The sequence below is a fragment of the Legionella norrlandica genome, assembly GCF_000770585.1.
In the GTDB taxonomy this organism is placed as follows: Bacteria; Pseudomonadota; Gammaproteobacteria; order Legionellales; family Legionellaceae; genus Legionella; species Legionella norrlandica.
The window spans coordinates 1-21,405 of the sequence record NZ_JNCF01000004.1 but is presented as its reverse complement, the minus strand read 5'-3'; the positions used below and the strand labels follow the sequence as shown (position 1 = coordinate 21,405).

Here is a 21,405-nt window from a genome sequence, read left to right as displayed (position 1 = left end):
AAAAAGTAGTTTAATATTTCGAGAAAGCTTTTTATGGGTATGATCTCAAATAATTAGACTTCATGGAACTCGCTCTCCATAAGAGGAGTGCGAGGAGAAACGGGGCACAGAACTGTACTGTACACGTTAGTACCTGGGGATTCAAGCACCGCATCAACGAAGTAATTCGCCATCAGGAATGTATAGGTGAGTATATGATTGTTTTTCTATTAATGCGCACCAAATGAGGACGATCAGCGCATACGGAGAGCGGCGTCTAGACGAATAACCTCCCCATTAATCATCCCATTTTCAATAATATGACCTACTAATGCAGCAAATTCCTCTGGTTTTCCTAAGCGCTTGGGAAAAGTCACTGTTGCAATTAAACTGTCTTGAACTTCTTGGGGCATGTTTAAAAGTAATGGGGTTCCTATTAATCCTGGGGCTATAGTATTTACCCGAATTGCAAGTTGAGCTAATTCACGAGCGGCCGGTAACGTCATAGATACTATACCGCCTTTGGAAGCACTATAAGCTGCTTGTCCTATTTGTCCCTCGAAGGCTGCAATGGAAGCAGTATTTATTATGACACCACGTTCTTGTGATTTGCTTTCCAATTCTAGATTGGACATTGCATGCGCTGCTATTCGCATGACATTGAAGGTACCTATTAAATTGACGTCTATTACTTGTCTAAATGCGTCCAGAGGCATTGGTCCTTCTTTACCAACTATTCGTTTAGCGGGTGCAATTCCTGCGCAATTGACACAAACTCTTGGTATTCCTAATTGAGAAATCGTTTGCTTCATCGCCTCTTCAACGGATTTATCGCTGGTTACATCACATTTGAGAGATAATTCAGCCTCACTTGTTGTGTCCTCTTGCTTATCCCAAACTACAACTTTCATCCCGTGTTGCTGCAGATACTGAACACAGGCTTTACCCATCCCTGAGGCACCGCCTGTTATTAATGCTATTTGATTATCGAAATTCATTTTATCTCCAAAAAATTTTTATGATATGTATTAGCAAGAACAGTTAATAAGTCTATTGTAAGAATTCTTTGCTGATGGCTTTAAATTCTGGAGTACCTGCTTGCCGTAACCACTCGAATAATACCATTTCAGCAGTTATCAAATGAACTCCATCTTGCTTCATTCGTTTTAAGCCGTATTTTAAATCCAGTTCTGATCGACTACTGACTGCATCAACCACCACGTAAACATCAAAACCACGATCTGTCATTTCTAAAGCAGTTTGAAGCACGCATACATGGGCTTCAATTCCTATGAGGACTAGTTGATTTTTATTATATTCCTTCAGAAGATTAATGTATTTAGACTCTTGCATACATGAAAAATGTACTTTTTCGACACATTTTTCTTTACTAATATAGGTGCATAAAGGAGAAACAGTTGATCCTAAGCCTTTAGGATATTGCTCACTAGCTAAGACAGGAACTTCCAGCCTTTGAGCTAATTTCAACAACCATTCACAGCGAGCTATAAAGGCTTCTCGATTAAATATTGCAGGAATTAGTTTTTCTTGCACATCTACCAATACTAAAAGGGAATTAGTTCTATTCAGTAACATCCTTATGGCCTCATTATTGTTATTGTGTTACATGATATAGTATTAAGCTTGTAAACTAAATGGAACTTCTTTATTTATATTGATTATTAGAGTAAGCTGAGTCATAAGTGCTCCAACCTACTCTGGACTGCAGCCCGGATTAAGTGAGGTCCTAATCCAGGCAAAGGCTAGAATAGAGTAGAGGTCATTAAAGTGCGGCGATATCAATAGTTTTCATTTTGACATCCATCAACTTATTACCTCTTTTTACTGAAAGAGTAATCTCCTCTCCGACTTTAATTTCAGTGAGTAAATTATATAAAGCATCATAATTAGGAACCGGGTGTGCATTTAAAGCTACGATAACATCCCCCAGTCTAATGCGACCCCACTGATCTCTATGTGTACCACGTAATTTTAATCTTTCCGCTGGAGTTCCAGGTAGCACATCTGCTATTAAAATTCCCTTTTTAACCCCAAGCCTTTGAGCAAGATTAGGTTCAACACGTTGAATCCCTATACCTGATAAAACAACTCGTCCATGCTTAATGATTTGAGAGGCTATTTTCTCAATATCCTCCGCAGGAACAGCAAAACCAATACCAGCAGAAGATCCAGAACGAGAATAAATCATGGTATTCATGCCTATCAATTGGCCTGCGCTATTTAATAGAGGACCACCCGAGTTTCCTGGATTAATAGGAGTATCCGTTTGAATCATATCATGGATCGTAACCCCCCCAACGCCAGGCACTTGCCTTCCCAAAGCAGAAATAACTCCTTTTGATAAACTATGATCTAACCCGAAAGGATTTCCGATTGCAATTGCTTTTTGGCCAACGATCAGATTGCTAAGATGAACAATTTCAAATGGTTGGAATGATTTTAAATACTCCAAAGCTTTAGGAGACTTTATTTCAAGGACAGCAATGTCTTTACGAGGCTCTGAACCAATTACCTTAGCTGGTACAGTCATATTACCTAATGTTATTGCTAAATCATCAGCTCCATTAATGACATGAAAGTTGGTTACGACATGGCCTTTGTTATCCCATATAATACCAGAACCGGCACCATTCGGGATGTGAGCTTTCTGTAAAGAATAACGTTTTTGAATGGTAGCAGTTGCTAATCTATGAACATAAACTACTTTGGGTGAGGCTTTTTGAAAAACTTCTACTGTATTTCGCTCATCAGGAAGAAGTGCATCCAAATTTAAGCTAAAAACGGGTTTTGTGAAAAAAAAACACAAAATTAAGGGAATAAACAATAACTACGTTGCTTCATCATCTCCATCTAACTCCATACCTGCACGGTTCGCAAATTTTTTACGAAATGCTTGTCGTGCTAATAACTTATCAATTACTGATTGTGGAAAATCTGTAATAGTAATGATATTTTTCTCTATCAAAATCTCAATCAAATCTTCAAGAACACGAATCAATTTCAGATCAGATTGTAGAAATTTTAAGCTTTTGTCGTCTTCACAACGCTGCAAAAACTCTACAAATTCTGCATCATTAATGTCAATTTGTTCTGTTACGTCTGAAGATTTTTGGTTGTATACAGCACAAATTAGACCATCCTTATCACGTTTTATATAGACCACCAGCTTATCCTTAAATTGTGAACCCAAGTTATAAATTTATAAATAAAGATTTAACGATTACCCGCGATAATACCTTTTCGCAGGCAACCATATTGTAATATATATTTTCATAAATGTCATCAATTAACTCAAAAGAATAATTTTTATGCAAACATTAATCTTGAATCATTTTCTGAATCAGTTCCTTCTGAATCTTCATTCTCTGAACGATTAGATTCATCATCCGAATTAGATTCAGTATCACTATAAATCTCATCATCACTATTTTCAGAATCGTTAATTTCACTTTCAGTTTTATCAACATCATCTCTTGCATCATTTTCTGTTTTAGACTGATCTAAATTGATACCTGATGAAATGTTAAAATATTGCATCAAAAATTGAATGGGTGCCAGGATAATCGCCTTAAATGAAGCGGTTCCAGCATCAATACTTTGTTTGGCGATATTTTCACTATCATCAGTATGGCGAATATATATTTTTTCTAAAAGCGCAGTATGCTGTTTGTAGATATTATCCAGGCTCTCATTGCGAGACTTCTCCTGACCTAATAAGTACTCTTGTAAATCGGTATGGGTATCCCATAAAGAAGTTCGCCTTTGTTGAAGATGAAGTAATTCACTGTCATAAAATTTTATTTCTTCATCGATCTCTTTCTTCAGTTTGTCACATGTTTCTTTGCGATCCGCTGAAATACCACCCTCTACTATAGCTCCCGATTCTTTTAAAGAAACTTGTGCATAACGCTCCACTAATTGTGCTTTCTTGCGCAGAATATCTTCAATTTTACTATCTAAATAGATAATGGCATCTTTGTTAGCTCCAAGTACTTTATAATGAGAATCAAATCGCTTATTGCTTTGCATTTGTTCTCTCATTTTTTCTAGTTCTCCAGCCTCCTGAGTTATTGCTCTTCTTTGTGCCTCATCATTTAGATTTTTATCCCTGCTTAATAATAATTGTCTGATAAACGCAGATAGGGCCACTACTGCTCCAAATGCCGCCGCACAAATGAGGGCTATAGCTACTGGTTCCATAGTCAACTCCTTAATAGTGCAAATGTATTAGTTGAGTGTGTATTTCAACGGCAAAATACTGGTTAAATAACTGAAATGAATTCACTTGGGGCCATTGTGTTGATTGGCCACTCATCCGACTCATGGCAGTTTCAAATATTGATTTATAATATTGTTTTACAAAAGGTTTTATTTCCTTTAAAGTTAAAAAATTTTTGACTATAACCGTAGAATTTTCTGTTATTTGAGATAAGCTCACTCGGCTCATAACATCGGATAACTCTTCTTGATCTTCCACAGCAGATCTCATCCATTCTAAAAGAGCAGCTCGAGGTTTAATATTTAGCATTTGATGTCCCTCTTTCATAGAAGGCTCCATCAAAATAATATGAGAATGCAGCTCAAATTTAAAACAGCAGAGAAAATCGAGAAAACTCGTTTCCATTTTGTTATAAGCAGAACTCCCCAACCAACGACAAATTTCATGTCTAAACATTGCGGGGAAATGCTTCTCGATTTCATCAAGAGTAGCCTCATCAGAGCTTTGCTTAGGGATAACATAAGCCGTATTATCAGTATGCAAGATTTTTAAGCTAGGTAAATTCGCTTCTGGTAATTGCGATGCTAGAAAAGCTAGGAATAGATTAGTTGGCTTTAATACTACTATCTCGGACTGTCTTTGATGCATGACGTTCTCCTTGATTAATTAACTCGTCCTGAGTACATCTCGAATGGACCTCTTTCAAAACCTTACAGCCAAAGAGATCTAATTAAATCCACGTCACATCTTAACTAAAAAGCTTAGATTATCATTTTTGACTAAATCAGAGGATCTTTGCAAACCAGCATGAAGTTCGTTTTAACTTAAAGACCGCAAAGTATCTCTGACTTTTAAATTAATCACCAAGATTAAATACAGCAACAAAAGCTGGTAATTGTTAATTTAAAAAGTTCAAAAAAAACCTCAATTTCCTCAGTCTAATTAGACTATACAATAGTTTCAAGAGCTAAATAAAATTTTTCTTCATACAGGACGAAAAAGCACTGAACTAATACGTGCCCATGCCAGGTTTTTAAGGACCGGAACCCACCATTTTAATAAGCATAAAGACAATGCGAAATAACAAATCTCTAGCATCATTAAGTACGCAGGAGGTTTTAACTGATTTTCTAGGCTGAAATCTTTTCTTGACAGAAGCTCCTTTATCTATATGCTTTTGCTTTTAAATATTGGTTCTATCCCATGAAATTGCTAGGAAAAATTCTACTGGTTTTTGTAGCCTTAATGATCTTCACATCAATTACCTTATGGGTTTTGGCAAAAAATATTAAACCCGAAACCATCAAGCAATTAGTCAGCAACAAAATAACAGCAATTACCCATAAACAAAGCCATATCGACGGCTCTATTTCCTGGCAATTATTTCCAAGGCCTGGACTCAAGTTCAACAAAATATATATAGGCGATGAAAAACTAAATGACAACTACTCCCTAACTATAGACACTTTATTGTTAAATTTAAAAATCACTCCGCTATTAAGGGGAAATTTTGTATTTAGCGAAATTAATATTGATGGTTTAAAACTGCAAATCAATCAAGAAAATCTTGAAAAATCAAAATACTTTAATAAAAAAACAAATCAACAGGGCTCTGAAGGAGATACCCATGAGCCATTTGCTATCCAAAAATTATTATTAAGTCATGGACAGATTTCTTTTAATCATCATGGGCATTCTACAGTCTTCAAAAATGTTCAGATTGGAGCAGAACAATTTAATTTAAAAAATACACCATTTGCAGTACAAATTAAGGCAAAGTTAACTGATGCAGCTCCCTTATCTATAGCAAAAGGAAATATTAACTTTAAAGGTAGACTTAGTCTCTCCCCTGCTTTTATTAATGAGCTAAATAATGGGATCAATAAATCATTTATAGAGGGTCAACTACAGATACAGAATATTTTATTAAACCGATTTGCTATCAAAAAAATTAATAGTACTCTTAAAACTCATAAAGGAAACATCTCATTTAAACCTCTTACCTTATCACTCTATAATGGAGAATCTATAGGTGATATGGAATATGTAGTCCCTTCTCAACAATTATTACTTAATCAAACCGCAACTAATTTAGATGGAAAACAATTAATTCTTGCCTTATTAGGACATCAAGCCATTAGCGGAAATTTAGATTATTCAATCCATGCCTCAATACCTTTAAAAACGCCAAACATAGAACATATCGCTAGCAAAGGAACGATCACGCTTAAAAATGGCGAAGTATACAATATTAACCTGGATCAATTAATTAATAATCTAAAAATAAAATTCAATTCACTTGTCAGTACAGCTCCAACTAATTTAAAAAAACTTGTGCAATCAGACTGGGAACAAGATAAAACCACGCAAGGTAATACCGCTTTTAAATTGGCAAATTTTAAATATCAACTACAAAATGGCATAATCAGCAGTGATGGATTTCTTCTTCAAACTGATAAACTCCAGGCCAATGGAGAAGGACGGATTAATATATTAAATCAGCAGTTGAACTCCAATATCAAAGCCACATTAAACGATAACAACACTGATAATACCCTTCAAACAATTCAACAAGCTTTAGGAGGATATTTCCCATTTATAATCTCGGGAACAATAGATCAACCTTTGGTTTTACCAGATTTTAAAGCCAGTTCGCTATTAAATTCGTTAGCTATCAAATCAGCATTGACGAAACCTTTAAAAATTATTGAAAAACCAATTAATGAGTTGATGCCTTGAGTAGTTCTCCTTTAAATCACCAATTTAGTCAATTATTACTTGATTGGTATGATTTGCATGGACGCAAAGACTTACCTTGGCAGTCTCCCAGAACTCCTTATCGAGTTTGGGTTTCAGAAATCATGTTACAACAAACACAAGTTCAGACAGTTATTCCTTACTTTAACCGCTTTATAGAACATTTCCCCGAAATCGCTTTGGTTGCAAGAGCAGAAGAAGATGAGGTGCTTTCCCTATGGTCAGGTTTGGGTTATTACAGTCGAGCAAGAAACCTTCATAAAACCGCCCAAATAATTAATGAACAATACCATGGGCTATTTCCAGAAGATCTAGACGCATTGGTTCAACTTCCTGGCATAGGCGCATCAACTGCAGCAGCGATACTCTCGCAAGCCTTTAACAAACCAACTGCTATTTTGGATGGAAATGTTAAGAGGGTTTTATCTCGCTATTTTTTAGTCGACGGTTGGCCTGAGCAAGCTCAAGTAAAAAAGAAATTGTGGGATCTTGCTTACTCTTGTATGCCTGAAGAACGATGTGCTGATTATACTCAAGCCATTATGGATTTAGGCGCTACTCGCTGCACAAACAAAAATCCAGATTGTTTGCATTGTCCACTCCAAAAGCATTGTCTTGCCTTTCAAAAAAATGAGCAGCTTTTATATCCGACTAAAAAAATAAAAAAACAACGCCCGATATTCTCACAACAATTATTAGTATTACATAATGAAGAAGGTCAAATTTACCTAGAAAAAAGACCACCAACAGGATTATGGGGTGGCTTATGGTGTTTCCCTGCACTAGATAGTGAAGCTTGTCCCTCTCAATACATTGAGCTTCATTATAAGCTAAAAGGAGAAAAGCCTGAATTAATTACTAAATTCAAGCATAGCTTTAGTCATTTTCATTTGGAAATCACGGCTTTAAGTATAAAAATACGAAAAACAAATACTAATAGCCTCTCTTCTAAACTTACTGTGGTGAACGAAGTACCAGAAAAAAAAGAGTTCGGATCCACTGTGTATAGGAAGTCACATGAAGATTCGGGCAGCGCATCAACGAAGCATCCTACCACCATAGAATTTGATAAGAAATCTAATATCGTTTCGGAAGCCCAGGGAACATGGTTTAGGAAAGAAAAATTATCTTCATTAGGCCTTGCCAAACCGACGACATTAATACTTTCTAAGTTATATAACTGGACCACTCAATATCAATAAACCTAGAAAAAAGTCCAGTGGATTCAGTGTCATTAGCTTTCACACTAGGTTTTAACTGCTTTTTCTAGGATAAAAATATATCCTCTAATCGTTTCTCGTATTATCATCACTTAAAAACACTGGATACGTTGGGATGAATTTTATACTGAATTTGATTATCAGTTTTATTGCTCTTCTTTGGGCTGCGAATCATTTGGTTACTGGAGCCTCAAGGCTTGCACTTCGTTTACAATTATCACCACTTATTATTGGCATAACTATTGTTGCAATGGGTACTAGTGCCCCCGAGTTATTTGTTTCCATTATCTCGGCATTGAAAGATAAAACTGATCTTGCCGTTGGAAATGCCATTGGGTCAAGCATAGCCAATATTGGTTTAATTTTGGGAATCACAATTTTTATAAAACCAACATCCCTTGCTCACAATAAACTAAAAGAAGCCTATCCTATATTAGTAATTATTATGCTATTTGTTTACAGTCTAATACTCGATGGCTATTTAGGTAAAATTGACGGCTGTTTTTTTTTGTTAGGATGCATTGCAGTAATCTGTTATTTAATTTATTTGGTGAATCAATCCCACAAAAAGGATTTGTTAGTTAATCAGTTTAGATCTGCTGTACTGTCTTACCGGTCTACCCCAGCAAACTTGTTTAGTATTGGACTAGGTTTATTGATTATTCCCATTAGTTCAAAATACATAGTATACAATGCATCAGAAATCGCCCTATGGGCTGGTCTCAGTGAACTGACTATTGGTTTAACTATTATTGCAATAGGCACTTCTTTACCGGAGCTCTCTACAGCGCTTGTTGCGGCCATTAAAGGTGAAGAAACGCTAGCGATTGGTACGATATTGGGTTCCAATATTTATAATCTATTGCTAATTTTAGCTTTCCCGGGCTTGCTTAACCCGACCAAAATTAGTAGCGTGGTGTTATGGCGGGATATGCCAGCCATGATTCTTATTACCTTTCTATTATTTTTAAGCCATTACCAAAAAAAGAGCTCATCATGGCTGGGGGGAGTCCTCCTGCTTGTCTATTTTTCCTATCTGGTCTCATTGATTATCAAGACGCACGGTTCACCATAACCGTTTTTGTCTATTATCTTCTCATGTGCTATCAAACTATAAACCATTGTTGTCGACAGGGAAATTTTGTAAATTCCTGCTTTGGAACAATCTTCTGTCTTCTCTATCAAGACGCTCAAGAATTTGTAAGGCCACTATCGCATCCGGTTGACCTGCCTTGGCAGCACATCGTATCCAGAAACGAGCTTTTTTTCTGTCTTCTACTACCCCCTTACCATAGTAATACATAAAACCCACGGCATATTGGGCATCAGGATTTCCTTTTTCGGCTTCTGGTTTCAAGCGAATAAACGCACTTCTATAATCCTCGGCCTTAAAACATTGGATGCCTTGACGTAAATTCAAAGTATTAGTAACACACCCAGCCATCATAGGAATAAAAATTATTAGAATTAATAAATTATACCTAGGATACTTCAAAATGCTTCGCATGCCATTTATTCCTCTTTCAAAGGCTTAGCTATAGGTTCAAAGGTTAAATCATTTTTGGGAAGACTTAAACTCTCCAAGGTACCGTTTCTTTCAACTAATACTCCACTTGGCATGATACGTTTAATTATTGCGCCCCCCGGAATCTTATCTCCAATATTATAGGTTTTTTCTTCCCCACTGGCAGAACGAATAATAACTTGGGATTCTTCCATTTTATCTGCAAAAAGAATACCTACCAAAGTAACATTCAACAGAGATTCTTTTACATTATCCTCATTCAAATCAGCAGGAACATAAACACCAAACAAAGAAGCGTTTAAAATATAATTAACATGCCCTTGTTTTATTGAGGCTACAGGCTTTGAATCTAAGGTTTGCGTAAGTGGAGCAGAAGTTATTGGATAAAACAGTGTTGCCCATTCAAAAATAATTAAAATGCTCAAAAGAGATATTAGACCAATGATAATCCATTTCGCATAGTGAGCTGAAAATAAAAAATGAATATCAAGTTTCATAAATTCTAAATCCCATTTAGTTTATCCAGGCAATTTATTGACTTCATACAAAGCCTATTCTTTGGCTTTGAGTAGGATATCTATCATACTACCACAAAACAGGTAAGACCCTGGATTAATGTAAACAAATTTGTCTTTCTCATGAAAGCGGGAGCCATTCACAAAATGGCAATAGAGTATCTAAAGCAGATCCGCCCCTTCATGGGGATAACAATTATTCTTTATGATTTTGTTTATCATACATCAATTCGAGGCCATCCCCTACAAAACAATTCTGAGTTATCATTACTTATAACGGATGTAGCATAGATGAAAAAATACCCACAGGATCATATTGTTTTTTTAAACTCACCCAGGAATTATATTTTTCGCCAAAATGTTTTACCCAATAATCTTCCGGTATCTCTTTGCCCATGAACCCTGATAAATACCGCTTGCCTCCATTTTGTATTAAATGCTGATCAAGCCTTACAATTGCATTTAAACAACTCTCTTTCAAAGAATAGGGTACTCCCGGGTTTAAAATCATAAACTCACAAATTGAATCACTATCCGGCAACATCATAAATCCCGCTTTTCGCTTGGCGATTGGAACGATATGAACCAGACTAGCATAGTGAAGTGGCAGCTCTTCTAATAAATCAGATAGTATTCCTTTTAAAAATGAAGTCGAGACAAAACATTCATACCAAGGATGCAACAAATCCCACTGCCCCATTAGTTTCATCATCTCGAAACGAGAATCATGTCTTAAAAAATAAGATAAAATGCTTTCTTCCTGTGTATTTATGACTTTCCATGGCTTTATTCGCTCCAAGACATTTTCTGCTTTCTTATCATATTCTACTGAAAGGTGTAATCCATACAACCAATACGCAACAGGAATGCGTTTCCCATCTTTCAGTTTGGTTCCTTGCATTGCTGGGGAGCAAAACAGTTCCATGTAATCTACTTTGCTTTGTATCTTATAAATATCCTCAAACCATTGATTTTGATCAATATAAACTAATAAAAAAGTTTTAACCCTAGGTTTTACTGGTCGTAGTTGGATCGCTGCCTTAGTAATCACTCCATATCGACCTTGCCCGGAAAGACAAGCTTGAAATAGCGGTGAATTTTGTTCAACAATTTGTTTATTACCCAACCCATCGATCACTTCCAAAGCAAAAACATAAGTATTGATCACTCCGTATTTAAAAGAAGAAGCCCCTATTCCTCCTGCAGACAGAACACCTCCAATTGACAAATTACAATTATACGGTAGAACAAAGGGTGCTTTATTTTGTAATAAAGATTTCTCAAGCAGGCTTTTCCAACTGGCATTTGCCTCAACCCAAATAACATTGTCATTCATATCCAAAATGTTATTGAAAGAATGCATACAAATTGTTAAACCACCAGGAACAGGTAGTGATTGACCGCCCTGGCTCAAACCATTACCACGAATAGTAATTGGCAATTGTTTTTCCTTTGCGAAAGTAATTAATGATTGTAAAGAATTTATACTTTGTGGAATAAATACTGCGGCAGGTTGAGAGTGAATTAGTTTACCAAAGTCTTGACTAAATAAAACAAGCGATTGCTCATCACTGAGCAACGCTTGTCCTGTTTCCTTTTTATGCTGCTTGATTTTCTTTGAGTCCCACTGATTTAGTGTCATGTTGAGTCCTTTCTTTTGCAGATTCTAATCGTTTAGTACAAGCAAGAATTAATCCATCGAACATTTTGCTAAACGCATCATAGCAACGATCTACCATTCTTAGTGCTTCTCTACGAGTGTTGATTGGCAATCTTCGTGCATAAATTTTTCTTTCCATCTCTTCTTCGAATAAGGCATGGGCTAATTCGACTTCCAGATGAGAACTTGAGAAGTATTGAAGATTTTTATCTTCACCTGTCTTTTTTACTTGTTTTACGACTTTCTCAAAAAATACATGCCCTGATGACTCTAAGGTTAAGAGTAAGACAATATTTAAGTTTTCATCATCTATCTTATAGATTTCCGACATAATGGAATAGGCCGCATCACGTACTAATTGAGAGTCTTTGCTGTATAGCCAGGCAACGTCATCGCGACCACATGCTTTATTATTGCATTTTTCACCCATATATTTTTTATCACTTAAAAACCATTTATCATGTCCTGCATCTTCTAACCTATGATGCCGTGCCACCTTCTTTAAATAAGGATCTGTTACTTTTTCTTCATTAATTCTTAATATATCTTGAAAAGTCATTGCCCAAAAGGTTAATTCTGGAACAAAATAACTGATTTCTTCCATGCTATTTAGTTCTTCTAATATGCTGAAGAAAGGATGATTCATAAACTCACTTTGTTTTGAATCGATATAGGCTTGAATAGTTTTCATAACTGGCTCCATATAATTTTGTTTTGACAAATTTATACTTGCAGGACTTATGCCAATTTTTTAATCAAAAAGAATATTATTTGTTCCAATTTTGCATGGATTTTTTGTTATTTGCGCCCTAAATTCTCAGATAGCGACAAAAAATAGTCCCTGAATCCATACAAAACGACAAAATTTTGACAATTAATTCCTTTTAAAATTAATGGCCTATATTGAATCAAACAATTTTCGCCAATTTTTTGTCATAATCATGTAATAGTCTTTTTACTTCTTGCCAATTTAACTCCTTAATGTCAGTTATAGGTAAACAAATTTGTTCTAAAAGCTTAGATTGCAATTCTCCTATAGCCATTGCCTGGGAATAGGGAGTATTAGTGAACATCACCAGAACATGCTTGGAAACATAATGTTCCGGATACCGCAACATAAGCTCCCTCTCAACCTGCTTTCGCAAGTTAAATTTAGGATCTCGGATGTCTGAGTGAATTTCATGATAATTGTCCATAGACATTTCTGCTATGGCATCAGTATTCACCTTTCTTTGACTGTAGAAAACAGACATAACCTTGGACCAGTCGTCATCGTACTCATCTAATAATTCATAAAGAATACGGCAATCTTCAAATGCACTGTTCATTCCTTGACCAAAGAAAGGGATTATCCCATGAGCTGCATCACCAATTAATAAACATTCATCCTTATAGTACCAAGGGGAGCATTTTATAGTGCTCAAATGCCCTATAGGATTACCAAAAAATTCTTGTACCAAATTAGGCATAGCTTTATATGCATCTGAGAATTGCTTTTTAAAAAATGAAAGTAACTTATCTTCATTATTCAATTCCGCAAAACTGTCTTCGCCTTCATTGGCCAAAAATAAAGAGCCTGTAATCGAGTCATCAGGATTGGGATTGCCTAATAACATAAATGAATCACGTGGCCATAAATGCAAATGTTCCCTAGCCATACCAACTGTATGTTTTTTACTAATTGAAAGCTCCTTATAGCTGTGTGATAAAAAATCTCTACTTGCCTGTACAATCCCTTCTTTTTTCAATGTATCTCTTACCTGCGAAGGAGCTCCATCAGCCCCAATGAGTCTATGATAGGAAATATCAACTAAATCACCATTTTTTGTTTCAAATTTAATCCTTTTGTTATGGATATCGAGGTGGATTAACTTCATATCAAAATATAATTTAATGTTTGGCGATGATTCTGCTTTATTTAACAGCAAAGAATTCAAGTCAGCACGAGAAATTGCGTTAATGTATTCATTCTTGTGTCGACCAAAGGGTTGATAATGCACTTCACCATTCGCCTCGTGAATAGCTCTTGCTCTCATTGGGACCATAATTTTATTAACTTCGTCCATTAGGTCCATAGCTTTTAAGCCTGTAATTCCTCTGCATGATAAAGCCAGATTAATGGAACGACCATAATCAATCGGGCTATTGCGAATGTCTGGCCTTGATTCAAACAATTCGACTTTGTAGCCTCGCCTAGCCAGATACAATGCGCATAAAGTTCCAGCTAGCCCAGCTCCAATTATGGTAATCTGTTTCATGTACCCTCCCAACCCATTCTCTTCTGCGCTAAAGATCTTACATAGCCTGTAGGTTTTGTATGCTTTGTTGCAAGCATTTCTCCTGTGCTCATTTACTTCATATAAACTCTGCTCCTCAAAACATTTACTCCTTGCATTAATTCAAAATCTACAATTTATGCAAAATCTCTGCTTTATCAATCGATTACTCCTTTATAAATCAAACGAATACAACTATTTATTTTTGGACCTACGTTTAATTTTTATATTGCCCAATTAATTGTCTTTCACGAAAACAGCATGAAAAAAATTATGCCGAATAAAAATTACTCGTTTTATTGAGTGCCTAATGCAAAATCACTGCAAAAATCGTACCTATTTTGAACAAAACTAGAATAATTTAATGAGACTTCTTTCAAAACTCGCTGATCTGAGGGGAGTGTGAGTAGAAACGGAGTACAAACCACGGTATACACCATACGTGAGTTTCGAGCACCGCATTGACAAATGCAATTCCCTCATGGCAACGAGTTTCGAAAGAAGTCTATTATTTTATTTTTGATTCAGATGAATTTTTTAAAAATTCTAATATATTTTCCGCGGTATCTGGGGCTTTATAAAAATATCCTTGGGCGTAGTCGCATCCATGAGAAATAATAAAATCTCTTTGGAGTTCATTTTCAACTCCCTCAGCAAGAACCTGAAGATTTAAGCTATGTCCCAAATTAATAATAGCTTTCGTAATGGCGGCATCATTCTGATTGGATGCCATTTCGCTAATAAATGAGCGGTCAATCTTGAGCTTATCTACAGGAAATTGTTTTAGATATGACAAACTGGAGTATCCTGTACCAAAATCATCGATAACAAGCCTTGTCCCCATATCCTTTAAGGCATACATAGTATCCACAACATGTTCAATGTCCTCGATCAACAAGCTTTCGGTTAATTCAAGTTCCAAATACTGAGAGGGCAAACCTGTAGTTTTTAATACTCGCTCAACAACCTCAGGCAAGTTATTTTGTCTAAATTGTCTTCCAGAAATATTCACTGCCATACTTAGGTTTTTAAAACCGGCTTTATGCCACTGTTTCAACTGTGAACACGCTTCCTTCATCACCCACTCACCCATTTCTAGAATCATGCCATTTTCTTCAGCCATAGGGATAAAATCCGCAGGGCTGACTAACCCTAATATCTTGCTGTGCCACCGCATAAGAGCTTCAAACCCCACTACTTCGGAACGCTTTAAATCAATTAATGGTTGATACACCAAAAATAATTCATCATTTTTTATGGCATCGCGTAATGCATTATCTAGTTGCATATGGCTAATAACTCGTCTGTTCATCTCAGGTTCATAAACTCGGTAAGCATTTCTTCCCGTATCTTTTGCATGGTACATAGATAAATCCGCACTCTTCATCAACGACTCATAATCATCGCCATCTCGAGGATAAAAGCTGATACCCAAACTACCAGTAATTTTTAAACTATGTTGATCGATTTGAATAGGTTTTTCTATAGCTTTCAAAATATTTTGTGCTATGGTTTCTGCCTCCAGCATACTGTTTATATCAGTCAGCAATATAACAAATTCATCTCCCCCTAACCTGGCAACGGTATCAAAATCTTCTGTAACAATTAATAATCGATTGGCAATCGCCTGCAATAGTTTATCACCCATGCTATGACCTAACGTATCATTAGTCAGTTTAAATCGATCCAAATCTAAAAATAAAAAAGCTAAAATGGCCTTGTTTTTTTTGGCTTGCAGGATAGCTTGTTCAACCCTATCTATTAATAGGACACGATTGGGTAAGTTGGTTAGAGAATCATAGGTTGCCTGTAACAATAATTGATTTTCCATATCACGCCGTTGCGTGATGTCATTCAAAATGCAGATGTAATGCTTCACATAGCCAAAAGAATCCTTAACAGGTGCAACGCTTATTTCACACCAAAACATCTCTCCATTGCGTTTCACACTTTCCATCTCTATTGTTTCTTCTTTACTTTCTCGGATAGCAAGTTCAATTCGCTTATTATTGACCTCTTCTAAATTTGAGCCTAACAAAGTCATCAAGCTTTTACCTAAAGCATGTTGTTCCAAATAGCCAGTGATCAGTTCAAAAGCTTTATTCACATAAATTACTTTATTCTCATTTTTGGTTACATCAATTATCACTACACCATGCGTACTGGCTTCAATTGCTCGCTCACGTATCCTTAACTCATCCAGAGCCATCCGTTTTTGAGTAACATCGCGAAAGCTATATACTCTCCCTACAATTTGTGACCCAACTCGTTGTGGTTGAGTAAATCGTTCGTATATCCGGCCATCCTTAAAATGAAGCTCAGGCAACTCCCCTTGCCATTCAGGATTTTGATAAAGATATTGAACATCGGCAATTAAGGACTGTGGATCTACTAATTGTTCGAGTATGTATTCGAAGCTGATACTCTCTTTGCCTGACTCCATCATATAAGAAGGAATTCGCCACATTTCCACAAATTTTTGATTCCAATCCACTACTGCTCCATGACCATTAACCATCATAATCCCATCCACAGTGGATTCCAGTGTTGCCCGAAGAAGAGAAATTGATTTTTCAAGTTCTATATTTTTTTCAAGGATTTCATCCGTGTTTAAATTAATATTTTGAGTCAACGGAGTATTCTTTTTACGTTTAAATTCAGGTTGATTGTGATACCATTCCTCCAGCAAAATTGATAATTGAGGATGATTTCCTACTAACCCAAGTTCATCACGGATTTCATTTACAGACGGCTCTATGCCTCTTTTTTTTATTTTTTCTGCGGCCTTGGCAACTTTTTCATAATTGATTTCTTGCCTACGCATGCATCCCTCTCTAGAATGACCTATTAAAAATATCGGCGCTTATACTATGAACTTTAGCAAAAAAGTTCTATGTGCATAATTTATGATCTATTTTTCCAGGTTTATATTAGTATCTTATTGAATTTAAATATTTTTTATAGGAATAAAAAATGCATAAAACTCATTTCGACACACGAGCAATTCACGCAGGTCAAGAACCATGTAAAAGCACTGGTGCGGTTATGACCCCCATTTACGCTACTTCCACTTATAGACAAATTGCCCCGGGGGAACACCTTGGCTATGAATATTCCAGAACCCAAAACCCAACTAGAAAGGCTTATGAGGAATGCATTGCAAGTCTTGAATCTGGCCAAAAAGGATTTGCATTTGCTTCAGGTATGGCAGCTATTAATACCATTATTGATTTATTAGATGCTGGGGATCATGTGGTTGCAATGGATGATCTCTACGGAGGAACGTTCCGTCTATTTGATAAGGTAAAGAGGCGCACCTCCAATTTATCATTTTCTTTTGTGGATATGTCGAATTTAGCGAATCTAGAAGCAGCCATCACTCCTAAAACCAAATTAATATGGCTAGAAACCCCCTCTAATCCTATGTTAAAACTGGCCAATTTAAGAGAAATAGCGACTATTGCCAAAAAACACAATCTAATTAGTGTGGCAGATAATACCTTTGCAACTCCATGGATTCAACGCCCTCTTGAGCTAGGATTTGATATAGTGATTCATTCAGCAACCAAGTATTTAAATGGACATTCTGACGTTATCAGTGGTGTCGTTGTGGTAGGAGATAACCCAATACTTTCAGACAAAATAGCCTTTTTGCAAAACTCATGTGGAGCTGTTGCCGGCCCATTTGACAGCTTCTTGGTGCTAAGAAGTTTAAAAACGCTTTCTTTACGTATGGAAAGACATTGTGAAAATGCAAATCATTTGGCTAGTTGGCTTAGCGCTCATCCTAAAATTCAGAAAGTAATTTACCCAGGATTAGCAAATCATCCTCAGTATTTGCTAGCAAAAGAACAAATGCACGATTTTGGTGGTATGATATCAATGGTTCTCAAAGGCGGTCTAGAAGAGGCAAAGCGATTTTTAGCCCGTTGTGAATTATTTACTTTGGCAGAGAGTCTGGGCGGCGTAGAAAGCTTAGTTGAACATCCTGCTATTATGACTCATGCCTCCATACCAGCTGACCAACGCAAAGCGTTAGGTATAGAAGACGGGTTTATACGGTTGTCTGTTGGTATTGAGTACATTGACGATTTGCGCGCTGATTTGGAGTATGCATTAAGTTAGGGGATAGTCGCTACTCATCTATTTCTCGCGGCCTGTCCGCGGAATCCAGTGATGTGGAACAAACTAGGCCCTGCGGGCAAATCACAAGGTGTATGCAAAAATAAATGGGTAATTGCCCAGACACTAGAGGTATATAGGAGAAGTATTCCATGCAAATTAATAAAGAAAAAAGAGGGCAACTTCATGGCATTGTGGCTATTCTTGCTCTAATATTATCCACTACTCTTTGTTTTATCCCTATCTTATTTATTGGATTATTAAAATTATTCCCCAATAAATATTGGCAGTCTCTTTGCACTCGTATGATTGATAAGGTTGTCATATTTTGGTGTGGAATAAATAATTTCTATGTTGATAAAGCACAAAAAATACATTGGGAAATCACTGGGTTAAGCAATTTAACTCCAAAAGATTGGTATCTTGTTATTGCTAATCATCAAAGCTGGTTGGATATTGTTATTCTGCAACGTATATTTAATAGAAAAATTCCTGTTTTAAAATTCTTTATTAAAGATCAACTAAAATGGATTCCTTTGCTCGGTTTTTCTTGGTGGGCGATGGGCTGTCCTTTTATGAAACGTTACAGTAAAGAATATTTAGCTAAAAAACCACATAAACAAGGAAAAGATCTCGCATCAACCCGTAAAGCGGTAGAAATTTTTAAAAGAACTCCTGCCTCTATTATGAATTTTGTAGAGGGAACTCGTTTTACTACGTTAAAAAAAGAAAAGCAGCAATCCCCCTATAATTATTTACTGAAACCTAAAGCGGGGGGAATTAGTTTTATCATTAATTCTATGGGACAACAAATCAAAAGCCTAATTGATGTGACTATTGTTTATGGAGAAAAAAATCATTCTCTTTGGGATTTTCTTTGTAAGCGAGTTAAAAAAGTAAAAATTATTATTCGACAATTACCTATCCCCCAACAATTCACATCGACCAATTTTACTCATGATCTTCAGGCACAAAATGCTTTCAAAGAATGGTTAAATGAACAATGGTCTGTAAAAGATAATTTAATCGCTTCTTTACAGGAATAAAAAAATGAATTCACTTCAGATATTAATCGAACAAGCTTTTGAAAACCGTCAAACACTCTCTATCAATACTGCGTCGACCGAATTAATTACTGCTGTTAATGAGATTTTATCCGGTCTCGATAATGGCCAATACCGAGTAGCTGAAAAAATAAACGGCGAGTGGGTGGTTCACCAATGGATTAAAAAAGCGGTGTTGTTATCTTTTAAACTATTTCCTAATCAGATCATAAATTCAGGATTTTGCCAATTTTATGATAAGGTCCCACTAAAATATACTAATTACAATGATGAGCAATTCCAACAAGCTGGAGTAAGGATAGTTCCTCACGCTATTGTCCGTCGTGGGGCCTATATTGCAAAAAATACCATATTAATGCCTTCCTATGTCAATATCGGAGCTTATATTGATGACGGAGTAATGGTTGATACCTGGGCAACAGTTGGATCTTGTGCTCAAATAGGTAAAAATGTCCATTTGTCTGGCGGAGCAGGCATCGGCGGCGTTTTGGAACCTCTTCAGGCAAACCCAACTATTATAGAGGATAATTGTTTTATTGGCGCTCGTTCTGAAATAGTAGAAGGAGTTATTGTAGAAAAGAACTCTGTAATATCCATGGGGGTTTTTCTTGGCCAAAGTACAAAAATCTATAACCGCCTCACTGGAGAAACCAGTTATGGAAGAGTCCCGGCGGGTTCAGTTGTGGTCTCTGGCAGCTTGCCAAGCCATGATGGAAGCCATAGTTTGTATTGTGCCGTTATTGTGAAGCAGGTCGATGAGAAAACTCGTGAAAAAGTAAGCATTAATGAATTACTAAGAGCTAATTAATATGACCAATATTAAAAAAATCTTAACTGATCTCATTAGTTTTCCTTCGACTAGTCCAGAAGATGCCGGGTGTCAGCAATATATGATTCAATTTTTGGAGCAAATAGGATTTACTTGTCGGAAAATGAATAATGGCCCAGTATCCAATTTCTTTGCCAGTTACGGAAAAATTGGCCCTTTATTAGTATTTGCCGGACATACGGATGTGGTCCCAGTTGGAGAATTAACAAAATGGGATACTAATCCTTATACTCTTGAAGAAAAGAATGGAATGCTCTATGGGCGCGGAACTGCTGATATGAAAGGCAGCTTAGCTTGTATGTTGCATATGGCTGAACGATTTATTAAAACTTACCCTTCTTTTTTAGGTAGGCTAGGGTTTCTTATCACCAGTGGTGAAGAAGGTGATGAGTTTGATTTAGGCACTCCCTATGTGATGGAAAAACTGGAGCAACGAGGGATTCACATTGATTATTGTGTGGTAGGTGAGCCTTCCAGTAATCTAATGGTTGGAGATGTCATAAAAATCGGAAGACGTGGGTCCCTAAGCGCCAGAATAAGTTTAAACGGGAGACAAGGGCATGTTGCCTACCCTCATTTAGCGGAAAATCCCATTCATAAAATTAGCCCTATTTTAGCTGAATTAACATCGACTCAATGGGATAAAGGGAATGTTTATTTTCCTCCCACCTCAATGCAAATCACATATATCCATTCTGGTGGTCATGCCGGCAATATTATTCCTGGTGAACTAAACTTGCATTTAAACTTTAGATATTCAACTGAACAGACTGAAGAGCTATTAAAAAATAGGGTGATCAATATTTTCAAACACCATAATCTAGCGCCAATCATAGAATGGCGATTAAATGGAGAACCTTTCTTAACTAATAAAGGAGCTTTATTGGAAAGTTGTAAACAAGCGGTGCTCGAGCATACTGGGAAATATCCAGAGCTCTCAACTAGTGGAGGTACTTCTGATGGCCGCTTCATAGCACCTTACGGCGTTGAAGTCATAGAATTAGGACCTGTAAATGCCACGATTCATCAAGTGAATGAATGCGTTTCGCTAAAAGATTTAGACATACTTGAAACTCTGTATTTTTCAATCTGTGAAAAATTATTACTTAATTAACGTTCGACATAAACACAATCGGAGGCTTTGCTTATATCGAACTGGGTTATTTTAAATTAATTAATAGGTTAAGAGACCCGAGCAGCGCATAAGGGGTCTTTTTT

At 36.4% G+C, this 21,405-nt stretch carries 19 protein-coding genes; 7 read left to right on the top strand and 12 right to left on the bottom strand.

The features are described 5' to 3' along the window. Positions 1 to 233: 233 nt before the first annotated feature. The 6 genes from OK13_RS01725 to OK13_RS01700 all read right to left on the bottom strand — a co-directional run bounded on the left by OK13_RS01725 (position 234) and on the right by OK13_RS01700 (position 4,867). Positions 234 to 977 (bottom strand): SDR family NAD(P)-dependent oxidoreductase, encoded by a 744-nt coding sequence (locus OK13_RS01725; RefSeq protein WP_035887073.1) that lies wholly within the window; start codon positions 975 to 977, stop codon positions 234 to 236. A 52-nt stretch (positions 978 to 1,029) separates the two neighbouring features. Further along, entirely contained in the window at positions 1,030 to 1,575 is a 546-nt protein-coding gene (locus OK13_RS01720) for a hydrolase (protein WP_035887072.1), read from the bottom strand. A gap of 187 nt (positions 1,576 to 1,762) precedes the next feature. Further along, entirely contained in the window at positions 1,763 to 2,818 is a 1,056-nt protein-coding gene (locus OK13_RS01715) for a S1C family serine protease (protein WP_420911415.1), read from the bottom strand. A gap of 9 nt (positions 2,819 to 2,827) precedes the next feature. Continuing rightward, positions 2,828 to 3,163 carry a hypothetical protein gene (locus OK13_RS01710; RefSeq protein ID WP_035887069.1) on the bottom strand — a complete coding sequence of 112 codons (336 nt, stop codon included), beginning with the start codon at positions 3,161 to 3,163 and terminating at the stop codon, positions 2,828 to 2,830. A 143-nt stretch (positions 3,164 to 3,306) separates the two neighbouring features. Further along, positions 3,307 to 4,200, bottom strand: coding sequence for a hypothetical protein (locus OK13_RS01705; protein ID WP_035887067.1), 894 nt, complete (start codon positions 4,198 to 4,200; stop codon positions 3,307 to 3,309). A gap of 10 nt (positions 4,201 to 4,210) precedes the next feature. Next, entirely contained in the window at positions 4,211 to 4,867 is a 657-nt protein-coding gene (locus OK13_RS01700) for a hypothetical protein (RefSeq protein ID WP_035887064.1), read from the bottom strand. 555 nt (positions 4,868 to 5,422) lie between these two features. Between OK13_RS01700 and OK13_RS01695 the strand changes: the two genes are divergently transcribed. The 3 genes from OK13_RS01695 (at position 5,423) to OK13_RS01685 (ending at position 9,271) form a co-directional block, all read left to right on the top strand. Then, entirely contained in the window at positions 5,423 to 6,958 is a 1,536-nt protein-coding gene (locus OK13_RS01695; protein ID WP_035887063.1) for an AsmA family protein, read from the top strand. Beyond that, positions 6,955 to 8,178 carry an A/G-specific adenine glycosylase gene (gene mutY, locus OK13_RS01690; RefSeq protein ID WP_035887061.1) on the top strand — a complete coding sequence of 408 codons (1,224 nt, stop codon included), beginning with the start codon at positions 6,955 to 6,957 and terminating at the stop codon, positions 8,176 to 8,178. Before OK13_RS01695 ends, mutY begins: the two co-directional genes overlap by 4 nt. Before the next feature lie 133 nt (positions 8,179 to 8,311). Next, positions 8,312 to 9,271 carry a calcium/sodium antiporter gene (locus OK13_RS01685; RefSeq protein WP_035887059.1) on the top strand — a complete coding sequence of 320 codons (960 nt, stop codon included), beginning with the start codon at positions 8,312 to 8,314 and terminating at the stop codon, positions 9,269 to 9,271. A 36-nt stretch (positions 9,272 to 9,307) separates the two neighbouring features. Here the strand turns inward: OK13_RS01685 and OK13_RS01680 are convergent, their stop codons facing one another. The 6 genes from OK13_RS01680 to OK13_RS01655 all read right to left on the bottom strand — a co-directional run bounded on the left by OK13_RS01680 (position 9,308) and on the right by OK13_RS01655 (position 16,996). Continuing rightward, positions 9,308 to 9,703: a tetratricopeptide repeat protein gene (locus OK13_RS01680; RefSeq protein WP_035887057.1), complete on the bottom strand. Its 396-nt coding sequence runs from the start codon at positions 9,701 to 9,703 to the stop codon at positions 9,308 to 9,310. Between the two features lie 5 nt (positions 9,704 to 9,708). Continuing rightward, positions 9,709 to 10,218, bottom strand: a complete 510-nt coding sequence (locus OK13_RS01675) for a type II secretion system protein N (RefSeq protein ID WP_035887055.1) — start codon at positions 10,216 to 10,218, stop codon at positions 9,709 to 9,711. 289 nt (positions 10,219 to 10,507) lie between these two features. Continuing rightward, entirely contained in the window at positions 10,508 to 11,878 is a 1,371-nt protein-coding gene (locus OK13_RS01670) for an FAD-binding protein (protein ID WP_035887051.1), read from the bottom strand. Continuing rightward, positions 11,835 to 12,587, bottom strand: coding sequence for a hypothetical protein (locus OK13_RS01665; protein ID WP_035887049.1), 753 nt, complete (start codon positions 12,585 to 12,587; stop codon positions 11,835 to 11,837). The genes OK13_RS01670 and OK13_RS01665 overlap by 44 nt, the downstream gene beginning before the upstream one ends. A gap of 217 nt (positions 12,588 to 12,804) precedes the next feature. Continuing rightward, positions 12,805 to 14,154: an FAD-dependent oxidoreductase gene (locus tag OK13_RS01660; protein WP_035887046.1), complete on the bottom strand. Its 1,350-nt coding sequence runs from the start codon at positions 14,152 to 14,154 to the stop codon at positions 12,805 to 12,807. Positions 14,155 to 14,680: 526 nt separating this feature from the next. Beyond that, positions 14,681 to 16,996, bottom strand: a complete 2,316-nt coding sequence (locus tag OK13_RS01655) for a bifunctional diguanylate cyclase/phosphodiesterase (RefSeq protein WP_035887042.1) — start codon at positions 16,994 to 16,996, stop codon at positions 14,681 to 14,683. Between the two features lie 149 nt (positions 16,997 to 17,145). Here OK13_RS01655 and OK13_RS01650 point away from each other — a divergent pair, with 149 nt between their 5' ends. The 4 genes from OK13_RS01650 (at position 17,146) to dapE (ending at position 21,301) form a co-directional block, all read left to right on the top strand. Further along, a complete protein-coding gene (locus OK13_RS01650; protein ID WP_035887040.1) occupies positions 17,146 to 18,297 on the top strand; it encodes a trans-sulfuration enzyme family protein in 1,152 nt (383 codons plus the stop codon). Positions 18,298 to 18,446: 149 nt separating this feature from the next. Further along, positions 18,447 to 19,340, top strand: a complete 894-nt coding sequence (locus OK13_RS01645; RefSeq protein WP_035887039.1) for an acyltransferase — start codon at positions 18,447 to 18,449, stop codon at positions 19,338 to 19,340. A 4-nt stretch (positions 19,341 to 19,344) separates the two neighbouring features. Then, on the top strand, positions 19,345 to 20,166 hold the full coding sequence (gene dapD, locus OK13_RS01640) for a 2,3,4,5-tetrahydropyridine-2,6-dicarboxylate N-succinyltransferase (protein WP_035887038.1): 822 nt from the start codon (positions 19,345 to 19,347) through the stop codon (positions 20,164 to 20,166). Position 20,167: 1 nt separating this feature from the next. Further along, a complete protein-coding gene (gene dapE, locus OK13_RS01635) occupies positions 20,168 to 21,301 on the top strand; it encodes a succinyl-diaminopimelate desuccinylase (protein WP_035887036.1) in 1,134 nt (377 codons plus the stop codon). The last annotated feature ends 104 nt before the right edge of the window (positions 21,302 to 21,405 follow it).